The organism is Kushneria sp. EE4 (assembly GCF_977968315.1).
Genome location: NZ_OZ386212.1, coordinates 645521 through 668201 on the forward strand (window position 1 = coordinate 645521; position 22681 = coordinate 668201).

14 protein-coding genes are annotated in these 22681 nt (G+C 60.6%); 10 read left to right on the top strand and 4 right to left on the bottom strand.

The features are described from left to right. Positions 1-21 precede the first annotated feature (21 nt). Positions 22-2295 (top strand): ATP-dependent Clp protease ATP-binding subunit ClpA, encoded by a 2274-nt coding sequence (clpA, locus tag ACXMYO_RS02905; RefSeq protein ID WP_438766671.1) that lies wholly within the window; start codon positions 22-24, stop codon positions 2293-2295. A 191-nt stretch (positions 2296-2486) separates the two neighbouring features. Here clpA and infA read toward each other — a convergent pair whose 3' ends face one another. The 3 genes from infA to aat all read right to left on the bottom strand — a co-directional run bounded on the left by infA (position 2487) and on the right by aat (position 4359). After that, positions 2487-2705 carry a translation initiation factor IF-1 gene (gene infA / locus ACXMYO_RS02910; protein WP_007111068.1) on the bottom strand — a complete coding sequence of 73 codons (219 nt, stop codon included), beginning with the start codon at positions 2703-2705 and terminating at the stop codon, positions 2487-2489. A 153-nt stretch (positions 2706-2858) separates the two neighbouring features. Further along, complete coding sequence (locus tag ACXMYO_RS02915; protein ID WP_457807765.1) at positions 2859-3596, bottom strand: arginyltransferase; 738 nt, start codon at positions 3594-3596, stop codon at positions 2859-2861. Positions 3597-3669: 73 nt separating this feature from the next. After that, entirely contained in the window at positions 3670-4359 is a 690-nt protein-coding gene (aat, locus tag ACXMYO_RS02920) for a leucyl/phenylalanyl-tRNA--protein transferase (protein WP_438766673.1), read from the bottom strand. Between the two features lie 163 nt (positions 4360-4522). Here aat and ACXMYO_RS02925 point away from each other — a divergent pair, with 163 nt between their 5' ends. The 5 genes from ACXMYO_RS02925 to ACXMYO_RS02945 all read left to right on the top strand — a co-directional run bounded on the left by ACXMYO_RS02925 (position 4523) and on the right by ACXMYO_RS02945 (position 13277). Beyond that, positions 4523-6466 carry a methyl-accepting chemotaxis protein gene (locus tag ACXMYO_RS02925; RefSeq protein ID WP_457807766.1) on the top strand — a complete coding sequence of 648 codons (1944 nt, stop codon included), beginning with the start codon at positions 4523-4525 and terminating at the stop codon, positions 6464-6466. 280 nt (positions 6467-6746) lie between these two features. Continuing rightward, a complete protein-coding gene (locus tag ACXMYO_RS02930) occupies positions 6747-10325 on the top strand; it encodes a DNA translocase FtsK 4TM domain-containing protein (protein WP_457807767.1) in 3579 nt (1192 codons plus the stop codon). Positions 10326-10461: 136 nt separating this feature from the next. Next, positions 10462-11124 carry an outer membrane lipoprotein chaperone LolA gene (lolA, locus tag ACXMYO_RS02935; RefSeq protein ID WP_457807768.1) on the top strand — a complete coding sequence of 221 codons (663 nt, stop codon included), beginning with the start codon at positions 10462-10464 and terminating at the stop codon, positions 11122-11124. 57 nt (positions 11125-11181) lie between these two features. Beyond that, positions 11182-12531, top strand: coding sequence for a replication-associated recombination protein A (locus ACXMYO_RS02940; protein WP_457807769.1), 1350 nt, complete (start codon positions 11182-11184; stop codon positions 12529-12531). A 194-nt stretch (positions 12532-12725) separates the two neighbouring features. Next, positions 12726-13277, top strand: coding sequence for a hemerythrin domain-containing protein (locus ACXMYO_RS02945; protein WP_438766678.1), 552 nt, complete (start codon positions 12726-12728; stop codon positions 13275-13277). A 111-nt stretch (positions 13278-13388) separates the two neighbouring features. On the opposite strand, the gene ACXMYO_RS02950 is transcribed toward ACXMYO_RS02945, so the two are convergent. After that, a complete protein-coding gene (locus ACXMYO_RS02950; RefSeq protein WP_438766680.1) occupies positions 13389-13973 on the bottom strand; it encodes a DsrE family protein in 585 nt (194 codons plus the stop codon). A 242-nt stretch (positions 13974-14215) separates the two neighbouring features. Between ACXMYO_RS02950 and trmA the strand changes: the two genes are divergently transcribed. The 4 genes from trmA to ACXMYO_RS02970 all read left to right on the top strand — a co-directional run bounded on the left by trmA (position 14216) and on the right by ACXMYO_RS02970 (position 22623). Next, the gene (gene trmA, locus ACXMYO_RS02955; protein WP_457807770.1) at positions 14216-15325 is read left to right on the top strand and encodes a tRNA (uridine(54)-C5)-methyltransferase TrmA; all 1110 of its coding nucleotides are present in this window, start codon (positions 14216-14218) and stop codon (positions 15323-15325) included. Between the two features lie 222 nt (positions 15326-15547). After that, positions 15548-20392 (top strand): NAD-glutamate dehydrogenase, encoded by a 4845-nt coding sequence (locus ACXMYO_RS02960; RefSeq protein WP_457807771.1) that lies wholly within the window; start codon positions 15548-15550, stop codon positions 20390-20392. A 116-nt stretch (positions 20393-20508) separates the two neighbouring features. Then, positions 20509-21333: an MOSC domain-containing protein gene (locus ACXMYO_RS02965; protein WP_457807772.1), complete on the top strand. Its 825-nt coding sequence runs from the start codon at positions 20509-20511 to the stop codon at positions 21331-21333. 114 nt (positions 21334-21447) lie between these two features. Then, on the top strand, positions 21448-22623 hold the full coding sequence (locus ACXMYO_RS02970) for a hypothetical protein (RefSeq protein ID WP_438766686.1): 1176 nt from the start codon (positions 21448-21450) through the stop codon (positions 22621-22623). Positions 22624-22681 lie beyond the last annotated feature (58 nt).

Consider the following 22681-nt stretch of genomic DNA (forward strand, 5'->3'; position numbering starts at 1 on the left):
AGCGGCCAAGAGGGGACTGCCATGTTGAGCAAAGAACTTGAATTGACCCTGAACACCGCATTTACCGTGGCGCGGTCAAAGCGCCATGAGTTCATGACTGTTGAGCATCTGCTGCTGGCATTGCTGGACAATGCCTCGGCAGCAGACGTCCTGCGCGCCTGCGGTGCCAACCTCGACAAGCTCCGCACCGATCTGCAGGACTTCATCAATACCACCACGCCGCTGATTCCCGAGGATCAGGACGACCGTGAAACCCAGCCGACGCTGGGCTTTCAGCGAGTGCTTCAGCGCGCAGTATTTCACGTGCAGTCTTCCGGTAAATCGGAAGTCACCGGTGCCAATGTGCTGGTCGCCATCTTCTCTGAGCAGGAAAGCCAGGCGGTCTACTTTCTCAAGCAGCAGAACGTGGCGCGTGTCGATGCGGTCAACTACATCGCTCACGGCATCGCGAAGGTCGCCGGGCACAACCAGCAGGGCCAGCACAACAGTGGCGGCGAGTCCGAGGACAGTGAAGAGGCCTCCGGCGACGCGTCATCGCATCCGCTGACCGGCTATGCGACCAACCTGAACGAGCAGGCCCGGATCGGCCGTATCGACCCGCTGGTTGGCCGTGACCACGAGCTGGAGCGTGTGGTGCAGATTCTGGCACGTCGTCGCAAGAACAACCCGCTGCTGGTGGGTGAGGCCGGCGTGGGCAAGACGGCCATCGCCGAAGGGCTTGCCAAGCGCATCGTGGAAGAAGATGTGCCGGACGTCATCAGCGACGCCGTGGTCTACTCCCTTGACATGGGCGCCCTGCTGGCGGGGACCAAATACCGCGGTGATTTCGAGAAGCGTCTGAAAGGGCTGCTCGCTGAGCTCAAGAAAGAGCCCAACTCGATTCTGTTCATCGACGAGATTCACACCATTATCGGGGCCGGCGCCGCCTCCGGTGGCGTCATGGACGCTTCCAACCTGCTCAAGCCCATGCTGTCTTCGGGCGAGCTGCGCTGTATCGGCTCGACGACCTTTCAGGAGTTTCGCGGCATCTTTGAAAAGGACCGCGCGCTGGCACGTCGTTTCCAGAAAGTGGATGTACTCGAGCCCACGGTTGACGATGCCATCCGTATCCTGAAAGGGCTGCGCGGTCGCTTCGAGGAGCATCATCAGCTCAAGTACACCGATGCGGCCATGGAAGCCGCCGTACGACTGGCGTCGCGCTACATCAACGATCGCTATCTGCCTGACAAGGCCATCGACGTTATCGATGAAGCCGGCGCGCATCAGCGGCTGTTGCCGGTCGAGGCACGCCTTACCCAGATCGATGTCGAACAGATCGAATCGATCGTGGCCTCCATTGCCCGCATTCCGCCCAAGAGCGTGTCCAGCTCGGATCGCAAGCTGCTGGCCGATCTGGATCGCAATCTCAAGATGCTGGTCTTTGGGCAGGACGAGGCCATCGACAGCCTGTCCTCGGCCATCAAGCTTTCACGGGCCGGGCTGGGATCACCCGACAAGCCGGTGGGCAACTTCCTGTTTGCCGGCCCGACCGGGGTGGGCAAGACCGAAGTGGCGCGTCAGCTGTCGCAGATCATGGGTATCGAGCTGGTGCGCTTTGATATGTCCGAGTACATGGAGCGTCACACCGTGTCTCGCCTGATCGGGGCGCCGCCGGGCTATGTCGGCTATGACCAGGGCGGTCTGCTGACCGAGGCCGTGACCAAGAATCCGCACTGCGTGCTGCTGCTTGATGAGATCGAAAAGGCGCACCCGGATGTCTTCAACCTGCTGTTGCAGGTGATGGATCACGGCAAGCTGACCGACAACAACGGTCGCGAAGCGGATTTCCGTAACGCGATTCTGGTGATGACGTCCAATGCCGGTGCCGAGCTGGCGTCGCGTCGCTCCATCGGGTTCCAGACCCAGGATCATTCGACAGACGCCATGGAAGTGATTCGCCGTACCTTTACACCGGAGTTTCGCAACCGTCTGGACAGCATCATCCAGTTCAGCCATCTCGACGCCAACGTGGTGCGCAACGTGGTCGACAAGTTCCTGGTCGAACTGCAGGCGCAGCTGGACGAAAAGCGTGTTCAGCTTGAAGTCGACGACGAGGCACGGGGCTGGCTGGCCGAGCATGGCTACGACCCGCAAATGGGTGCACGTCCCATGGCACGTCTGATTCAGGAGAAGCTCAAAAAGCCTCTGGCCGAGATGATCCTGTTCGGCGATCTGGCCGACCATGGTGGGACAGTGCATGTCACGCTGGAGGATGGAGAGCTTCAGCTTTCCGCGGCTGCCGAGCAGGTTGCCTGATCGGCACGCCATGCCGGTAGTCACTGACGCCCTGTCTTCGGACGGGGCGTTTTTTTATGCGCGACAACGGATGGCGAATCAGGCGCTATCCGTCGAGTGCGAACCTGCCGGATGGCCTGAAGCCAGCAGGGCGCCATAAAGCAGTGAGGGATACAAAGAGGGGGCGTGCAGGATAAGGACGCATGGCGTCCTTAGCGGGAGCGGTAGACGATACGACCCTTGGACAGATCATAGGGCGTCAGCTCTACCTTGACCTTGTCACCGGTCAGAATGCGGATGTAGTTCTTGCGCATCTTGCCGGAAATATGTGCCGTCACGACGTGGCCGTTTTCAAGCTCGACGCGAAACATGGTGTTGGGAAGCGTATCGACAATCACGCCTTCCATTTCAATATGATCTTCTCTTGCCATATGATGTATTCCCCGATAATCGTAATATAAGCGCGCCATCAGGGCATTCTTGCTGGCCACAGGGCCGGTCAATGCAGGTGATGGCGGACTGAACGTGCGATATTTTGCCTGATACCTGTCTGAAGCGCAAAGCCGCTGGACGCCTGCCCCGCTTTAATGATGCATCTGTTCGATTGGAATGCTCCGGCGCCAGCGATGTCCCTGCAGATATTCCAGCGGTTTGAAGCGCTGCTTGTAATCCATTTTCTGACTTTCGTTGATCCAGTAGCCCAGATAAACGTGCTCAAGCCCCAGTGACTGCGCCCGGCGAATCTGCCAGATAACCGCCCAGCTTCCCAGTGACCTTGATCGGTAGGCCTCATCCGGGTCGAAAAAGGTGTAGATGGCCGAAAGCCCATGGGTCAGAAAATCCACTGCCGCCACGGCCAGAAGATGGCCGTTCAGCCGGAACTCGACCAGCCGTGAAAAGTCATGGGCGGTGCTCAAAAAGGCGCGGTACTGCTCGATGGCCGGCGGATACATCTCGCCATCACTGTGACGTACAGTGATATAGCGCTCGTAAAGCGCATAGTGCTCTTCATCAAAGAGGGCGGGGCGCTCGATGACGACCAGATCCTGATTGTCGCGCTCGGTACGCCTGAGCGAACGGTCGGGCGCATAGTCATTGACGGGTACACGCACGGACACACAGGCGTTGCACTCCTGACAGTGCGGACGGTAGAGGTGCGTGCCGCTGCGCCTGAACCCCATCAGGGTCAGGGCGCTGTACATTTCGTGGTCCACCGGAATATGAGGATCCATGAACAGCGTTGTGGCCTCATGAGCTCCCAGATAACTGCAGTCATGAGGCTCTGTCAGGAAAAACCGTAAATCCTGGAGGGGGGAGTGCATGCTTGAGTTGTTCAACGGGCGCAATGTCCAAAAAAGTGGTCCGGGGCTTGCGACATTAATGATTCGGTAGTGACTATCGGCGCATTACCAGGGATTCTTGAAAATGACCGGGTATGTGCTGCTCAAGCAGGGCATTGAACCGATCACGTGATATATCGCGAGCGCCCATGCGAGCCAGATGTGCCGTGTGCATCTGGCAGTCGACCAGTGCCAGATCGTGATGCTCGCCCAGCCATTCCATCAGTCGTACCAGCGCAATCTTGGAGCTGTCGGGGCGTATCGAGAACATCGACTCACCAAAAAATACGCGCCCCATCAGGATGCCGTAAAGCCCGCCTACCAGCGTGTCACCTTCCCATATCTCAACGCTGTGCCCGTGACCCAGCTGATGCAGGGTCACGTAGGCCCGGATAATGTCGGATGAAATCCAGGTGCCTTCCTGCGCCTGTCGCTGCTCGGCGCACTGTGTGATCACCGCCTCGAAGGCCTGATCAAACGTCGCCGTCATGCCCGAATTGCGAAGCCGCTTGGCCAGGCTGCGACGTATGCGAAGCTCGTCGGGGAACAGCACCATTCTGGGGTCGGGTGACCACCAGAGAATGGGGTCATCTTCATTGAACCATGGAAAAATGCCGCGCCGATAGGCCGCCAGCAGCCACTCCGGCGTGAGATCGCCCCCTGCCGCCAGCAACCCGTTGGGCGTTTCAAGGGCCCTGTCCGAAGGGGGGAAACCAACAGGGTAGGGAGCAAGCCAGTCAATCATGGCCACCCTCCGAGATCTGACCACATGACACGCCATTTCCGGATGCCCGATAAACCATTAAAAACCTCTTAAGTTTTGTTTGTTGCAGCCGACATTGGTTCTCGGAAGGGTTTGCCAGGTTCTGGCCGCCAGAAAAGACATAACACATTATCGGATGTTGACCATGAGAAACTTTTTTCGGCGCATGAGCATCGGCTCGCGTCTGGCGCTGATTATCGGTCTGGCGGCCATTGCGGCCTTTGTTGCCCTGAGCTGGGGGCTGTCGTCTTCCAGTGCCCGGGCGCTTCGTGAACAGGGCGCCAACAGCATGCAGCAGCAGACCCGACAGTTTACCGATTCGGTTACGCTTTTCGATCAGAGCCTGCAGCAGCAAAGCGCGCGTTTTCTAAAGCTGTTTCAGACCGATGCTCTGGCCCCGCCCTTTGTCCTTGATCCGACCCAGACCGTAAATGTCAGGTCCACCCGAACGCCACTGCTGATGGACCAGCGCGGTGCGCTCAACATGGACACCCAGCGCGTGGATGACTTTACCCGGCGCACCGGCACACCGGTCACGCTTTTTGCCCGTACCGGCGACGATTTTGTGCGTATCAATACCTCACTCAAGGACGCTCAGGGAGAGCGCGCCGTGGGTACCCTGCTTGATCGCAGCGGGGCAAGCTATCGCGCCCTGATGGAAGACCGTGTCTATTCAGGTATCGCCACATTGTTCGGGACCCCCTATATCACCCGCTATGAGCCCATTCATGATGCCGGGGGGCGCGTTATCGGTGCCAGCTTTATCGGTGTGGACATTACAGCCGATCTGGAAAACTTCAAGGAACGTGTACGCTCGCTGGGGGTCGGCGAAAACGGCTACTTCATGATTGTTGATGCCGATACTGGCAGCATCCTGGCCGGCGGTGAGCACGAGGGGACGTCGCTGAACAACGTGCTTGATGCTGACGGCAATCCGGCCTTTGCGCCGATCTTTCAGGGGCAGCGCGGGCTGTTTGAATATCGACTGCCCAACACTGAACACGCTCGTCGTACGACCTATTTCATGCAGTATCCTGACTGGCACTGGGTCGTGGCTGCCACGGCGGTCAATGCCGATATCGATGATCAGATTGCCGCGGCCCGTAACCGGTTTCTGCTGATCGCGCTGGGGCTGGCGCTTGCAGCGGCGCTGGCGGTTTATTTCATGATGCGCCGCAGCCTGAGCCATCCTCTGGCCAGCGTGCAGGGCATGGCCGGCCACCTTGCCAATGGGGATCTCAGGCAGCATCTGGACAGCCACCGCAAGGATGAAATCGGCTCGCTGGTCGGGGCCATGAACGGTATCAGCGATGGTCTGCGCGATATCGTCAGTCGCGTTCGTCAGTCGGTAGAAGGGATTGGCCACGCCTCAAGCGAAATTGCCAGTGGCAACATGGACCTGTCACGCCGTACCGAAAGCCAGGCGGCAAGTCTTGAGCAGACAGCGGCCAGTATCGAGGAATTGACAGCCACCGTGCGCCAGAACACCGAGCGTGCCCGCCAGGGGGACAGCATGGCAGAGGAGGTGGTGGCCTCGGCCAGAGAAGGTCAGCAGCGCCTGGGTCGTGCCATGACCACCCTCAGGGACCTGGATGCCACGGCCTCGAAAATGTCCGATATCATTGCCACCATCGACGGCATTGCTTTCCAGACCAATCTTCTGGCGCTCAATGCCTCGGTCGAGGCAGCGCGTGCCGGTGCCCACGGTCGCGGTTTTACCGTGGTGGCCGATGAAGTGCGGCGTCTGGCGGTGCGCTGTAGTGAAGCGTCTGCCGATATCGGCCAGTTGATTCGACATACCATCGAGGAAGTCACGACCGGCAACGCCCATATCCAGCAAAGCGGCGAGCAGATCGAGGAGATCACCGCGCGAATGGAAAGTCTGGGCGTCATTGTCAACGAGATCAGTCGCGCCAGCGAAGAGCAGCTTGAAGGCATCGAGCAGGTCAGCAGTGCACTGGCCTCGCTGGATGAAACCACTCAGCATAACGCCGCACTGGTCGAGCAGTCGGCCGCCGCGTCCGGGCATCTGGATGAACAGGCGCGCAAGCTCAGTGAGGTCGTGCGGGTCTTTCATTTGCCGGCCTGATATTTCCCTGATTTCACGGCTGCAATTGCCGGGTCTGTGCCGTACCATCATCTCCAGGTATGATACCTGCCTCTGGCAGGGTGTGACCCGAGGTCATTACCCTGCCAATATGCCTTTATCAGGCCTTCGAATGCTTCATCAGAGTACAGCCATAACACTCGCATGAGTGCAGGGGGGATGGCCGTTGAGCGCCAGCAAGACCAGACAATCGCAGTCACAGGCAAAGACACGTCGCAGCAAAAGCGGCGCCAGCCCGCGAACAACGCGTAAAAGCGCCACCATGCAGCGCTCTCGACAGCGTGTGACAAAAGCCCGGGATAACGCCCGCCATTTCAGTGCCAGACTCCAGGGCGCTGCCAAGGAAGGGGTTGCCATCGTCATGCTGGCGCTTTGCGCCTTCCTGCTGCTGGCGCTTTTCAGCTACATGCCGGCAGACCCCAGCTGGTCCCATAGCGGACCGGATCAGGCAGTGACCAACTGGATGGGGCCTGTCGGGGCGTGGCTTTCTGATGTTCTTTATTCGCTGTTCGGTGCCAGCGCGCTCTGGGCGCCCGGCATGCTCGGGCTGGGGGCCTGGCGGCTGATCCGCGCCAAAGAGGCCCACATTGTCTGGGACCCCATGGCGCTGGCCGTACGGGGTGGCGGGCTGCTGCTGGTCATGGTGGCCACCTGCACCGTCGGCGCGCTTCATTTTCAGGATGCCAGCAACGATCTGCCCTATGGATCGGGCGGCATCGTGGGCGAGGGTGTGTCGGCGGCACTGTCTGCACTGGTCGGCAGGCATGGCACCACGCTGTTGTCGCTGGCGGCCTTCCTTTGCGGTATGCCGCTTTTGACCGGCATGTCCTGGTTTTCCATCATTGATGAAGTGGGCAACGGCATCTGGCGTGGTGTGCGCTGGTGTGCACGCCGTGTGGGCATGGCCGGCGCAAGCATCGGCAGTGCCGGTTCAAGGCTTCAGGAGCGTCGTCGCGAAATGGCCCAGGAGCGTCGCGAGGCGTACCTTACCGCTCAGGAAGAGGATGAGTTCGATTTCGGCCATGACGACGAGGACGACGATACCGCTCTGAGAGCAGATGCCGAGGACGCACGCCCCCACCGCGAACGCCCCGGGCTGTTGGCGCGTCTGGTGCCCGGACGTCGGACAAAAGCGCATGAAGACGATGACGCGTTTTTTGAAGCCCCCGATGAGCCGGCCGTTTCGATGCGAAAATCGCATGATGACGAAACCGATGCGCTTAACGAGCCGGTGGCCGGAATGCGCACCGATGAGGATGACATTCCCTGGGAACAGCCCTACGAAAAAACCGCCGTAACGCGTGAGACGCAGAGTACTTCTGCGCCCGCCACCCCGGCGCCCGTCGATCCGGCGCCTGCCGCCAGCGATCGCTGGAGCGATGAAGGCGCTCGGCAGGCCCGGACATCGGCGGTCGAGTCCGAACGCCATGAGCCGCGACACGATGTGGCATCGACCCCTTCGCCGGCTCACGATGATGATTCGTTGACCTCCATGCCGGCATCGGCGATCGATGAGCCGCTGGTTCGTGCCCCCGAAGATGATCAGGATGTTCCTGCCACCCCGGTGCGCGATGAGGGTCAATCCCGCGTGGACAGTGCACCGGTGCCTGGCGAGGTGCCGCAGCAGCCGATGGAAACGCCTCGTGGCGATACTTCGGCCAGCGACGTGACCCGCCGGCGAATTCCGGAGGTCATCCCCGAGCCCCGGCTGGCCGAAGATGATGAAGACGAGCCTGCCTTGCCCAGTGCACCTGCGCCTGAACAGCGCGAGCCGCAGGCACGTACCGATCAGGCGCCGCTGGTCGATACCCCTTCGGCGCATGATGTGCCGGCACCTGCGGCACCCGTCGAGCCGACGCCGGATGACATGACGCTGGAAGAGCCGCAATCCCTGCGTGAGCGTGAAATGCCGCTTGTTGATGACATGCAGGCGCAGGAGCCTCCGGTACTAAGCTGGGAAGACGACGAGCCCGAACTCTCGACGCCGTTGAGCGCGCGTGAAGACACGCCATCGCCGGCTCGTGACGCGTCTGCTTCAACGCTTACCTTTGAAGACGATGATGCTCGGGATGCCACCTTCAATGAGTCGGTATCGGAAGCGGCCCCCGTATCGTCGTATCAGGAGACCTCAGCACCGAGCGCGCCACCGGTTCGGGACGACGAAAGCGATGAGGTTCGCGCTGATGAGCGTGCCAGCCCCGCTCCCGCTCCGAATCACGACGCGCCAGCGCCGCGTCCGGAGCCCGAAGCCAATGGCGAAGACGGCGCCAGCCCGACACTCTGGACCGTGCAGCAGATGCAGACCCAGCGTCCCGTGCACGAGTCTGACGGTGAGCCGCTGGGCGAGCTGCCCTCGCTGTCGCTTCTGACGCCGCCGTCGTCTCACGAGCCGACCTACACGGCCGAACAGCTTCAGGACATGGCAGAGCTTCTGGAAGTTCGCCTGCGTGAATATGGCGTCAAGGCCGAGGTGGTTGATACCTGGCCCGGCCCTGTCATCACGCGCTTTGAGATCAAGCCGGCACCCGGTGTGAAAGTCTCCAAGATCAGCAACCTGGCCAAGGATCTGGCGCGCTCGCTGATGGTGAAAAGTGTGCGTGTGGTCGAGATCATCCCCGGGCGGCCAACGGTCGGCATCGAAATCCCCAATCCCAATCGGGCCATGATCCGGCTGCGGGAAATCTTTGACTCCGATGTCTATCAGGACGCCAGTTCACCGGTCACGGTGGCGCTGGGTCAGGACATCGGCGGCAACCCGGTCGTGGCCAATCTGAACAAGATGCCACACCTTCTGGTAGCGGGTACCACGGGCTCGGGCAAGTCGGTCGGCGTCAATGCCATGCTGATCTCGATGCTTTTGAAGGCCACGCCCGATGAAGTGCGCATGATCATGGTCGATCCCAAGATGCTGGAGCTGTCGGTGTACGACGGCATTCCGCATCTTCTGGCCCCGGTGGTGACCGACATGAAGGAGGCCGCCAACGCGCTGCGCTGGTGCGTGGCCGAAATGGAGCGTCGTTACAAGCTGATGGCAGCCATGGGCGTGCGTAATCTGGCCGGTTTCAACGCGCGTATCGATGAAGCCTCTGCGGCCGGCGCCCAGATTGCCGATCCGCTGTGGGAACCGCAGCCCTGGGAGATGCATGAGCAGCCGCCGGTGCTCGAGAGACTGCCCTATATCGTGGTGGTGATCGACGAGTTCGCCGACATGTTCATGATCGTGGGCAAAAAGGTCGAAGAGCTGATCGCCCGTATCGCGCAGAAGGCGCGTGCTGCCGGCATCCACCTGATTCTGGCCACCCAGCGCCCGTCGGTGGATGTGGTGACCGGTCTGATCAAGGCCAACATCCCGACCCGCATGGCCTTTCAGGTCTCCTCGCGGATCGATTCGCGCACGATTCTTGATCAGGGCGGTGCCGAACATCTGCTCGGGCATGGCGACATGCTGTATCTGCCGGCCGGCGCGGGCATTCCGATGCGCGTGCATGGCGCCTTCGTGGACGATGACGAAGTGCATCGTGTGGTCGATGACTGGAAGCGTCGTGGTGAGCCCGAGTACATCGATGAGATCCTGTCCGGCGGTGTCTCGGCCGATGCGCTGACAGGGCTTGAAGCCGAAGGCGATGGCAATGACGACCCGGAACAGGACGCGCTCTATGATGAGGCCGTGGCCTATGTGACCGAATCACGTCGGGCATCGATTTCTTCGGTCCAGCGTCGCTTCAAGATTGGCTACAATCGCGCGGCGCGTCTGGTCGAGGCGATGGAGATGGCCGGCGTGGTGTCGTCCATGGGCAGCAACGGAGCCAGGGAAGTGCTGGCATCGCCCCCGTCGAACTGATGGCATCACCGGATAACCCGATGATGGGGCTGAACAATCTTAAGTTTCAGCAGGGGCCTTTACAGAACCTGTCACCCGGTGACAGGTCAAAGGGGCACCACGGCATGCTCTCTGCCAACCAGAACAGGATGTTTTAATGACACTGATGACTCATGGCCGTAACGGCCTGGCCCGTAAATCGGGGCTGGCAGGTGCCACCCTGATGGCGGCGTGCATGACACTGCCGGCGCAGGCGGCGCCTCAGGATGCCGAGCGACTGACCTCGCTGCTCGAGCCGCTCAAGACCTACTCTGCCGATTTCAATCAGCAGGTGGCCAGCGGGGGCGGTAATCTTCAAAACGCCAGCGGCCACATGTGGCTCTCGCGTCCCGGACGCTTCAACTGGGAAGTCTCTGACCCCTATCGCCAGACCGTGGTTTCCGACGGACAGCAGGTCTATCTCTATGACCCTGACCTCGAACAGGTCAGCATTCGCCCGCTTGATCAGCGCGTCACGCACACCCCGGCACTCTTGCTCTCCGGGCAGGCCAGCGAGCTGACCGAGAACTACAACGTGTCGCGTCGCCAGCAGGGGACCACCGAGTTCTTCGCACTGTCGCCGCGCTCCAACGACACGCTGTTTGAATCCCTGGAGCTGGTGTTCAACAACGAACGTCTCTCCGGGATCGATCTCACCGACGGTACCGGCCAGCGCACGGAAATATCGTTTCGCAATATCGAGGTCAACCCTGATATCAGCGCCTCGCAGTTCCAGTTCGAGATCCCCGACGGGGCGGATGTGATGCGCGAAGGCAACTGATTGATACTGCGTTATCTGCCATGATGGAGGCATGATCCGCACAAGGGTGCCTTTTTCATGAGTGATTTGTTTGATCGTGACGCGCCGCCCGGGCAACCCCTGGCGGCGCGCTTGCGTCCGGCCCGACTGGAAGACTATATCGGTCAGTCCCATCTTCTGGGGCCGGACCGTCCTCTCACGCGTGCCCTGGCGCGCGATCAGCTTTATTCGATGATCCTCTGGGGGCCGCCCGGCGTTGGCAAGACCACCCTGGCACGCCTGATCGCCGGCTATACCCGTTCGCACTTTGCTACGCTCTCGGCCGTCTCGGCGGGCGTCAAGGAGATTCGTGCTGCAGCCTTCGAGGCGCAGCAACGAGGCCAGACCGGACAGCGCACGCTGTTATTCGTCGATGAGGTGCATCGCTTCAACAAGGCACAGCAGGACGCTTTCCTGCCCTGGGTCGAGGAAGGCGTGTTCACCTTTGTCGGCGCCACCACCGAAAATCCTTCCTTCGAGCTCAACAATGCGCTGCTGTCGCGGGCGCGGGTTCATGTGCTCAAGCCACTGAGCACCGAGGAGCTTCGTCAGGTCATCGACCGCGCCCTGCTGGAGCCGGCCGGTCTCGGCGAGGCCGGTATCGAGGCACCAGACAGCGTCCGTGATCTTCTGGCGCAGGCGGCTGACGGTGACGCGCGTCGGGCGCTCAATCTGCTGGAGATTGCCGCCGACATGGCCGAAGCCGGCCGCGAGGGGGAGGCGCCGAGACTGTCGCAGGCGGTCATCGAAGAGGTGCTGGGCGAGAGTACGCGCCGGCTCGACCGCGGCGGCGATCTCTTTTATGACCAGATTTCGGCGCTGCACAAGTCGATTCGCGGCAGTGCCCCTGATGCTGCGCTCTACTGGTACTGTCGCATGCTCGACGGCGGGGCAAACCCGCTCTACATCGCTCGTCGGGTGGTTCGCATGGCAAGCGAAGAGATCGGCAACGCCGACCCCAGAGCGCTGCGCCTGGCGCTGGACGGCTGGGAGGTGCAGGAGCGTCTGGGCAGTCCGGAAGGCGAGCTTGCCGTCGCCCAGGCCATCCTTTATATCGCCAGTGCCCCGAAAAGCAATGCCGCCTACGTGGCCTACAATCAGGCGCGCGCGCACGTGGCTTCAAGTCCCGGGCACGAGGTGCCGGTGCACCTGCGCAATGCGCCCACGTCCCTGATGAAGTCTCTGGGGCATGGTCATGACTACCGCTATGCCCATGATGAACCCCATGCCTATGCCGCCGGTGAAACCTATTTTCCCGAGGCGCTGGTGGGTACTCGCTACTATCAACCGGTTGACCGCGGCCTTGAAAAGCGCATTGCCGAAAAGCTGGAGTGGCTGGAAGGACTGGATCAGGCTGCGACGCATCGACGCGGCGTCGAGCCATCATGAGAAAGTATGACAACGTCGCGTCTGTTGTCTCATGCCCGCCATGACGCGATCGAGACCATGATGGCCGCCGGTGCGCCTGGCGTGGCTTTGGCAGGTATTAAATTTAATGAGCGCTGTATGCGACCAAAGTAAGTGGCGATCAGATGCAAAACGCACAAGACTGGTAGCTCGTCAAATTTGCCGGAGACGCCGCCATGCTCAAGTTGACTCAGCTTCGCCAGGATCATGCCCATATGGCTCGCCTGCTTCATGTGCTAACGCTGCAGCATCGTTATCTTGTGACCGGAGAGCGCCCGAGCTTTCGACTCATGCGTGAGGCGTGTGACTACATCATGGACTATATGGACGACTACATCGTCCCGCTGGAAACTCTCTGCGGCAATCGGCTGACCGAGCGCGGGGCGCATACCGGGCAGGAAATCTGTGAGCTGGCCGGTGAGTATCGTGAGCTCAAACAGCGTCTGAGGCATCTGGGCGATGATCTCGATAACATCCTGATGGATGCCATCATGCCCATGACGCTTTTTGGCGAGCGCCTCAAGGCCTATCTGGACGCGCACCGTCATGTGCTGCGCATGGAGCGTGAACACCTGTTTCCGCTGCTGGACGCCAGTCTGGATGAAGACGAATATGTCGAGCTGCGCGATACGCTGCCGCTTCAGGCTCGTACGCAGCTGGCACGCCTTCAGCAGGAATATCCGGACCTCTACGCCGAATTTCGTGAAATCCGACCGGCGGTGGCCTGAGTGCCGGCCCTTCGGGCGCGACTCCGGCATCCCGGGCAGGCAAGGGTGCAAACATGAGCGGGGCGGCATTCACATGCCGCCCCGCTTTTTCATGTCTGCTGCGACAGGGGGTTACAGCCGCTCGTAGGCGTAACCTTCGTTGCCGTAGATTGCCAGTGTGCTCAGCGCCGAAGGCGTGATCCCGATCTCGTCGTTGACGTCGGCATCAGCAATCTTCCAGTGGTTGAGCACCTGACCGCATACTCGTACGCGAACGCCTGCTTCCGTCAGGGCATGGACCAGTGCGACGTTGGGGTTGTCGAATCCGAACCACTTGTTGTACACCCCGGAGTTGACCACGCTGCGCGTCGCATCGCCATGAATGATGGCCACAAAATCCAGGTTCTCAAGCGGCACACCGGCTTCGGCAAAGACATTGACGGCACGCGCCACGCGCATCAGACCGGGGTTGATCGTGCGGGGGTCGTCGCTTCCGCTGACCACGTCAAAGATGACCTGATAATGCTTGTTGGGGTCGGGAACATCTATCGTGTCATGACGCTCGGCAATGCCGCCGAACTTCTCGATCGCCGGATAATGTGCCTGTTCAAGGCCCGCTGCCGGCTTGCGGGGGACGACCGCGGCAAAAAACACCATGAAAAGGGCAGCGAATACCAGTGCCGCCAGCATCCAGTGCCGCTTGAGAAGAGTCAGCATGTCGAGTTCCTGAAAGCGAAAGAAGTGATGGTTGTCATGACAAGGCGTTCCCCGATGGGCAACGATCGAGATATAGCCAATAAGGCGTCGGGAGTCTACAGCATTTGTCACAGTGACGCCGTATCACAGGTCACCGGCGGGCAATGGGCGGCGTCAGTACTTGAGCTGCGATGGGCAGGCGCTACACTGGCGGCCTCTTTCATCATGACCGTTATCATGACGGCCGGATCAGGTATTTCACATTGAGCGTACCCGTCGTTGACCCCGACCAGTACTCTGCGCTGCTTGACGCCAAGCGCCAGCGCATTATCGATCAGTTTGCCCGTTTCAAGGCGCCGCCGCTTGAGGTATTTGCCTCTCCGGCAAGCCATTACCGCATGCGCTGCGAGTTTCGCATCTGGCATGAAGGCGATGATCTCTTTCATGCCATGTTCGAGGCCGATGCCGACGGTGTTAAACAAACCGTGCGCATGGATCAGTATGACGTGGCAAGTCGGCGCATCAATGCGTTGATGACGCAGCTGATTGACGCCATCCGCGACGCCCCAGCGCTGCGCCATCGCCTTTTTCAGGTGGAGTATCTGACGACCCGTCAGGGCGAGGCGCTGGTGACGCTGGTCTACCACCGAAAGCTTGATGACGAGTGGGAACAGGCCGCCCGCGAGCTCGAAACGACGCTGGACGCCGCCATTATCGGCCGGGCACGCAAGCAGCGTCGGGTGCTGACGCGTGAATCGGTGACCGAGCATCTCGATGTGGCCGGGCGGGTGTTCAGCTATCAGCAGGTCGAAAACAGCTTTACCCAGCCCAACGCCGACATCGCTGAAAGCATGCTCAACTGGGCCCGGGAAGTCACACAGGGTAATGATGGCCGGCGCCGTGACACCGACCTGGTCGAGCTTTACTGCGGCAACGGTAATTTCACCATCGCTCTGGCAGACAATTTCCGGCGCGTGGTGGCCACCGAAATATCGCGTACGTCAGTGGCTTCGGCCCAGCACAATCTGGCGCTCAACGGTATCGACAATGCTCACGTGGCGCGCATGTCGAGCGAGGAGTTCGCCCAGGCACTGTCGGGAGAAAAAACGGGCCGGCGTGTCAGCGATATGCAGCTTGAAGCGCATGATTTTTCGACCGTACTGGTCGACCCGCCGCGGGCGGGGCTTGACGCCGACAGCTGCGAACAGATCGCCCGCTTTGATGACATCGTTTATATCTCCTGCAACCCCGATACCCTGGAAGCCAATCTGGAGCAGCTCGGGCGTACTCACGAGATTCATCGTCTGGCGCTTTTTGATCAGTTTCCCTACACCGACCACTGTGAGTGTGGTGTGCTGCTCAAGCGGCGCTGATCGATTGCGATGCCGTGCTTTCCCGGCCCCGCCACGGCGGGGCCGGGGCGTTTTCATGACTGCCATGCCGATAGCGTCATTACCGGGGCGTGCCCATGCCGCTTGCTCATGGGCCATGATAAAAATGGGTATACAGTAGGGATAAAGCGTTTGCTGAACTAGGATGTCACCGTGGTCATCCCATCAGGATGCGTAGGCATTTGCGGTACGCGAGGAGAATCGATGCAGAGTACAGTGCCGGACAACAAGGAAGACTTTTTCAAAGCGCTCGAGACGCTGCTTGACGAGCGTCTGGCGCCCGAGCAGGCGCGCAACATCAGCGCCTTTGCACGCCACTATTATGCCGGTGCCAGCCACGAGGACCTGCGAGAGCGTCATTTCGAGGACCTCTATGGCGCCACGCTTTCGACCTGGTTTTTTCTGCAGCAGCGAGAGCAGAACGGACGTCCAAAGGTGCGCGTTTTCAACCCCGAATACGAAGAGTATGGCTGGCAGTCGACCCATACGGTAGTGGAAGTCGTCAGCCCGGACATGTCCTTTCTGGTGGATTCGGTGCGCATCGAGCTCAATCGCTGCGGCTTCACCGTTCATGCCATTCTGAACACGGTCATCGCCAGCGAGCGCGACGAACAGCAGCGTCTGGTGCGCTTTACGCCGCCTCGCGCCGCGGATGCCCCTGCCGCGCGGGAATCGGTCATCTACATCGAGATCGATCGTCACTCCGATACGGCCATGCTCAATGAGCTCAGGGACAACATTCAGGATGTGCTGACCGATGTGCGGGCTGCCGTCTCCGATTTTGACGCCATGCGCGACCAGGCGCGTGCCGCACTCAAGGAGATGGACACGCATCCGCCCCGGGTTGTTGAAAAGCGTGATATCGACGAGGCACGCGACTTTCTGGCATGGCTGCTGGATGACCACTTTACCTTTCTGGGCTTTGAGGATTACGAGCTTCAAAGCCAGGACGGGCATTCCCGGCTGGTACGCACCAGCGGCAGCGAACTGGGAGTGCTGAAGCTGGACAGCCCGCGCTACTGCGAGGAGCCCCAGCAGTTCAGCGACAATGAGGCAGAGCAGGGGGAGTATGTCCTGATCCCCGAGCTGATCTCCTTTGCCAAGAGCGCCTGGCCGTCACGCATTCATCGGCCGAGCTATCCGGATTACATCATCGTTGAGCGTCACAACGAGCAGGGTGACGTCATCGGCGAGCGCCACTTTCTCGGGCTTTATACGCTGTCGGTCTACAACGAGCGCCCGGTCAATATTCCCGTACTGCGTCGCAAGATCGATGCCGTGCTCAGCGATTCCAACATTGACCCGGCCGGGCACAACGGCAAGCAGCTTCAGCAGATTCTGGAAGTCTATCCCCGTGATGAGCTGTTCCAGATGGGCACGGAAGACCTTTGCCGCACGGCCATGGGCATTCTAAGCATTCGCGAACGCCGTCGCGTGCGGCTGTTCATTCGCGAGGACCGCTCCGGGCGCTTCTACTCCTGTCTGGTATATGTCCCGCGTGACGTGTTCTCGACCGATCTGCGCCTGCGCATTCAGAACATGCTGTGTGAAGAGCTCGATGCCAGCTTTGGCGATTTCAATACGTATCTCTCCGAGTCGGTGCTGGCCCGCATTCAGCTGATTTTACGCTTTAACGGCGACAAGCCGGTGGCGTATGACAATCGCGCGCTGGAGAAAAAGGTCATCGCCATCGCGCGGGGCTGGCGTGACGATCTGCACGAAGCGCTGGTGGAAGGCTACGGTGAGGAGCCTGCCAATCGTCTGATGGAGCGCTATCGTGACGCCTTCCCCAGCAGCTACCGGGAAGACTTCACGCCGCGCACCGCCATCTACGACATCGGTCACATGGAAGGGCTCGATAACGAGACCGCCATCGGGCTGAGCCTGTATCGCCAGCTCGAGCATGAAAGCGACGTCAATCTCAAGTTGTTCCATCGCGACCAGCCGGTGCCGCTTTCCGATGTGCTGCCGATGCTTGAGCACATGGGGCTGCGTGTGATCAGCGAGCGCCCCTACGAGATCGAGCGTGCCGACAACGTGGTCTGGATTCATGATTTCAATCTGGAATCCTCGGGCCACGAGCAGGTGGATCTTCACGGCATGCGCCACACCTTCATCGATGCCTTTACGCGCATCTGGTCGGGCGCTGCCGAAAGCGACAGCTTCAACCGCCTGATCATTGCCGTCGGGCTCGACTGGCGCGAGGTGGCGATGCTGCGCGCCTACGCGCGCTATCTCAAACAGATTCGTTTTGGTCTATCGCAGGACTATATCGCCGCGGCCCTGACCCAGCATGCCGGGATTACCCGTGAACTGGTGACGTTGTTTCGCAACCGGTTTGATCCGCAGATTGCGCGTAGCGAAGACGGGCTCAAAACGGTCCGTGAGCGTATCGAGGCCTATCTGGAAGAGGTCACAAGCCTCAACGATGACCGTTTGATCCGCCTTTATATGGAGCTGATCGGCGCCACACTGCGTACCAACTATTTCCAGCTGGGAGAGGATGGCGAGCCCAGGCCCTATATCTCCTTCAAGCTGGCGCCGCGTCAGATCAACGATGTGCCGCGCCCGCGTCCGCTGTATGAAATTTTTGTCTACTCGCCTCGCATGGAAGGGGTGCATCTGCGCACCAGCAACATCGCCCGTGGCGGCATGCGCTGGTCGGACCGCTTCGAGGACTTTCGTACCGAAATCCTCGGACTGGTCAAGGCGCAGCACGTCAAGAACTCGGTTATCGTGCCCAGCGGTGCCAAGGGCGGCTTTATCTGCAAGCAGGCCCCGGCAGGCGGCAGTCGCGAGGCGATCCAGAAGGAAGCCATTGCCTGCTATCAGACCCTGATTCGCGGCATGCTTGATATCACCGATAACCTGATCGACAAGCAGGTGGTGCCGCCCGAGCATGTCGTACGCCATGACGAGGATGACCCCTATCTGGTCGTGGCTGCCGACAAGGGCACGGCCACCTTCTCCGATATCGCCAATGCCCTGGCGCGGGAATACAACTTCTGGCTGGGAGATGCCTTCGCCTCCGGTGGCAAAAACGGCTACGACCACAAGGCCATGGCGATTACGGCCCGCGGTGCCTGGGAAGCGGTCAAGCGCCACTTCCGTGAGCTGGGCGTCAACACCCAGAAGGATCCCTTTACCGTGATCGGGGTCGGCGATATGGCCGGCGACGTGTTCGGCAACGGCATGCTGCTGTCGGAAACGATCCAGCTGGTGGCGGCCTTTAACCATCGCCATATCTTTATCGACCCCGAGCCTGACTGTGCGGCCTCCTTCAAGGAGCGCAAGCGTCTATTCGAACTGGCCACCTCAAGCTGGGAGGACTACGACACCTCCCTGATCAGCGAGGGCGGCGGGGTGTTCTCACGGGACGCCAAGTCCATTGAGATCACTGAGGCCATGAAGTCACGCTTTGGCCTTACCGCGTCGCGGCTATCGCCGGCCGAGCTGATCCATGCGCTGTTGAAATCAAACGTGGATCTGCTCTGGAACGGCGGGATCGGCACTTACGTCAAATCGAGCGAAGAGAGCCACGCCGATGTCGGCGACAAGGCCAACGATACGCTGCGCGTCAACGGCAGCGAGCTGGGCTGTCGCGTGGTCGGTGAGGGCGGCAATCTGGGGGTCACCCAGCTCGGTCGTCGTGAAGCGGCCCAGCAGGGTGTGCGTCTTAATACCGACTTTATCGATAACGCCGGGGGCGTGAACTGCTCGGATCACGAGGTCAACATCAAGATCCTGCTGGATGAAGTGGTCGCGCGTGGCGACATGACCGGCAAGCAGCGCAACGAACTGCTGGCGCAGATGACCGATGAAGTGGCTGATCTGGTGGTAGATGACAATTACCGCCAGACCCAGGCGCTGTCCCTGTCACGACTGCTGTCCGCGGAAAACCTGGGCCCCTACCGGCGCTTCATTCGTGATCTGGAAGGCACCGGTCAGCTTGATCGGGAGCTGGAAGCCCTGCCCGATGACGCGACGCTTGCCGCGCGCGCCGAGCGCGGCGAAGGCCTGACGCATCCGGAACTGTCCTCACTGATCTCGCATGCCAAGATCGATCTCAAGGGCCTGCTGGTGGCCTCTGATGTGCCCAGCGAACCGGGCATCGTCAATCACGCCGAGCGTGCCTTCCCGGCGTCGCTGGTCGAGCGGTATGGCGAAGAAATTACCAATCACCGCCTGCGTCATCAGATCGTGGCGACCAAGATTGCCGGTGACGTCATCGACCACATGGGCATTCCGTTCGTCAGACGGCTGATGGACATTACCGGCACCAGTGCCGGCGAGGTGGTCAGGGCCTACGTCATGGCGCGCGACAGTTTTGGACTGGCGTCACTGTGGCAGCAGATCGAGGCGCTGGATGCGCAGGTCGATACCGATATCCAGTACGACATGATGCTCTCGCTGGTTCGTCTGTTGCGTCGCGCCACGCGCTACTTCCTGCGCTACCACATGCAGAGCAATGCCGATACCGTGGTCGAGCAGTACGCCCCGGATCTTGAGCGTCTGCGCGATAATATCGGTGAGCGGCTTCGCGGTGAGGCGCAGCGTCAGTGTCTGGCACTGCGGGACCGCTATATCGAATCCGGTGTGGCAGAAGCACTGGCCGAACGCGTGGCCGCAACCGAAAGCCTGTATGCCGGACTTGGCATTATCGATACGGCACGGCTGACCGGGATATCGCTGGAGCGTGTGGCCGACACTTATTACCTCATCGGGGAGAAGCTCTCGCTGCCCTGGATGCTGGAGCAGGTCAATCGCCTCGAGGTGAACGACAGCTGGCAGACCATCGCACGCGAAGCCCTTCGTGACGACCTTGATCGCCAGCAGCTGACGCTGACGGCAAGCGTGTTGCGCAGCGAGGCGTGTGAGGATGTCGACGGCTGCGTCGAGCAGTGGATGAAACAGCACAAGGCGCCGGTCGAGCGCTGGTGTGCTCTGCTCGAAGAGGTGCACTCCACCGACGAACTGGGCTACGCGCTCTTTACGGTGGCCGTGCGTGCCCTTGGAGAACTTTCCGAGCGGCCGCCTTCCGACGCCTAGTCGGACTGGTCAGCGACCGGCTTCTGGTATCTGCATGATCCAACGCCGCCCTCCGGGGCGGCGTTTTTTTTATGTTACATTGCTTTTTATCTATTCAGGCCTTCGGATAAGCGCTCATGACACCGTGTATCAGCTCATTGCATATCTACCCGGTCAAGTCACTGGCCGGTATCGATCTGTCCCGGTCGCTACTGACTGCTGAAGGGCTGATGCATGATCGACGCTGGGTCATTACCGATGACAAGGGTGAGTTCATGACCCAGCGCAGCTGTGCGCGCATGGCCACGCTGGTGCCCGCCATCGATGCGCATCATCTGGTGCTTAAGGCACCCGACCGGCGCCATCTTTTCATCGCGCTCACGCCCCCGGATGTGGCGCCTTCGCGGGTTCGCATTTTCGGTAACGAGTGTCAGGGTCTTGATGAGGGGGACGAAGCGGCCCGGTGGCTGAGCGACTTTTTCGAGCGGCCCGTGAGACTCAAGCGGGTGCCTCGTGACAATCAGCGCCGCGTCAGCCCGGAATGTCTGGGCGAGCATGTGGCGCATACCGGCTTTGCCGATGGCTACCCGCTGCTGGTGGCGTCCACCTCGTCGCTGGCAGCCCTAAATGCCCGTCTTGAGGCGCGCTCGCTGGCGGCGATTCCCATGTCCCGGTTTCGACCCAACATTGTTATTGAAGGGGCACCGGCCTTTGTCGAGCATGGCAGTACCACTCTTGCCGGCGAGAACCTGTCGCTGTGGCTGTGCCAACCCTGCAAGCGCTGTCGGATTACCACCATCAATCAGTGCAGTGGTGACATCGCCGTGCCCGGTGAGCCCTTGAAAACGCTCACAACGATGGATCATGTGGCGGACACAGGGGCCTTTTTCGGCGAAAACGCGGTGGTCATGCAGGGCGAGGGGCAGCTGCTTTATACAGGTATGCCGATACGGATGGGCTAGTCAAAAGCATCGCCAAATACGCAGGCTTTGTTATGCTGTGGCCGTTTTGCCGAGTGTGCGATACACGAGCGCTGTCTGCTTCGGCATCCATGGATCATTCCAACGAGAGATATCATGAAAAATACAATCCTGTATCTGGCACTGGGGATGGGCGTAGGGCTTGGCACTCTCTCGGGGCAGGTACTTGCCGCCAAAAGCCCGGCGCTCGAGCGTGCCGAGCAGGCCGCAAGCCGGGTCGATGTTTCCGGTGCCATCCAGCGCGATACGGATTCCATGAGTCGGTCCATCTATCTGGGCTCGAAGCCGGTGTCGCACGATTTCGATGTCAGCCAGGGCGGTGACTATCTCATCGAAGCGCGCGCCTTTCACGGCACGTCGGGGCTTTATGAAGTCAATGCCGAGCTGCGTGATGACAGCGGTCAAACGCTGGCCACAGCCAGCGGCAACGATCAGACCAATGGGTTGATGATTCGCCATCAGCTCGAGCCGGGCACCTATCATATGGTGATTACCGGTCGAAACCGCAGTCCGGCTCGTGACCAGACCCAGTCCGTGACCGTCTCCGTTCAGCGCGCCGACGCCAGCGTGCGTGGCGAGGGGCTGGCCGATGCCAATCGCATCGAGCGGCTGGGCAGTACAAGCGCGGCGGCCGCCGGGAACAATGCCGACACGCCGGCGCGGCTCGGTCGTGATGGCGCCGTTCAGGGTGATGCCACGGCAGCCGGTACCGGTGCATCGCAGCGCAGCGCCAGTGTAGTGACCGGCCCCGGTGAGACGCGTCCGCAGCCCGGCCCTTCCGGTCGTGCGCTGGAGCAGGCCGCTCGGTCGGAGACGGTGGAAGAGGGCGATGGCCTGACGGCAGGCCAGGGCGACGTCAATGCCACCCGCAACAGCGAACAGGTGTCTACACAAGGCTCAGGCGAGGCGCGTGCGGACCGTTCAGCCGGGGCAGACGAGAACACCTCGCCCATTCGCGAGCGCATCCTGCGTGACGTGCCCATGCGCACCAATGGTGAAGTCCTCAAGTTTGAAGTGGTCTCTGCCGGTGTCGTCACCGTTGACAGCTTTACGATGGACTCCAGCGGTAACTACCGCATCTCCGGAGAGCTTGTCGACAGCAACGATAACGTCGTGGCCAGCGACAGCGGCAGCGGTTTCCAGGGCGATTTCCACATCCGTGAATCCCTGGAGCCCGGCATTTACAGCGTGCGCGTGCGCGGACAGAAGTTCGGTGGCGTACGCGGCGGTGCCAACAACTTCACACTGCGCATCGAACAGCCCGGTAACTGATCTCTCCTGCTTGGCCCGGGGCAGTTCCCGGGCCGGGTCCATTCGCTTTCAAGGACAC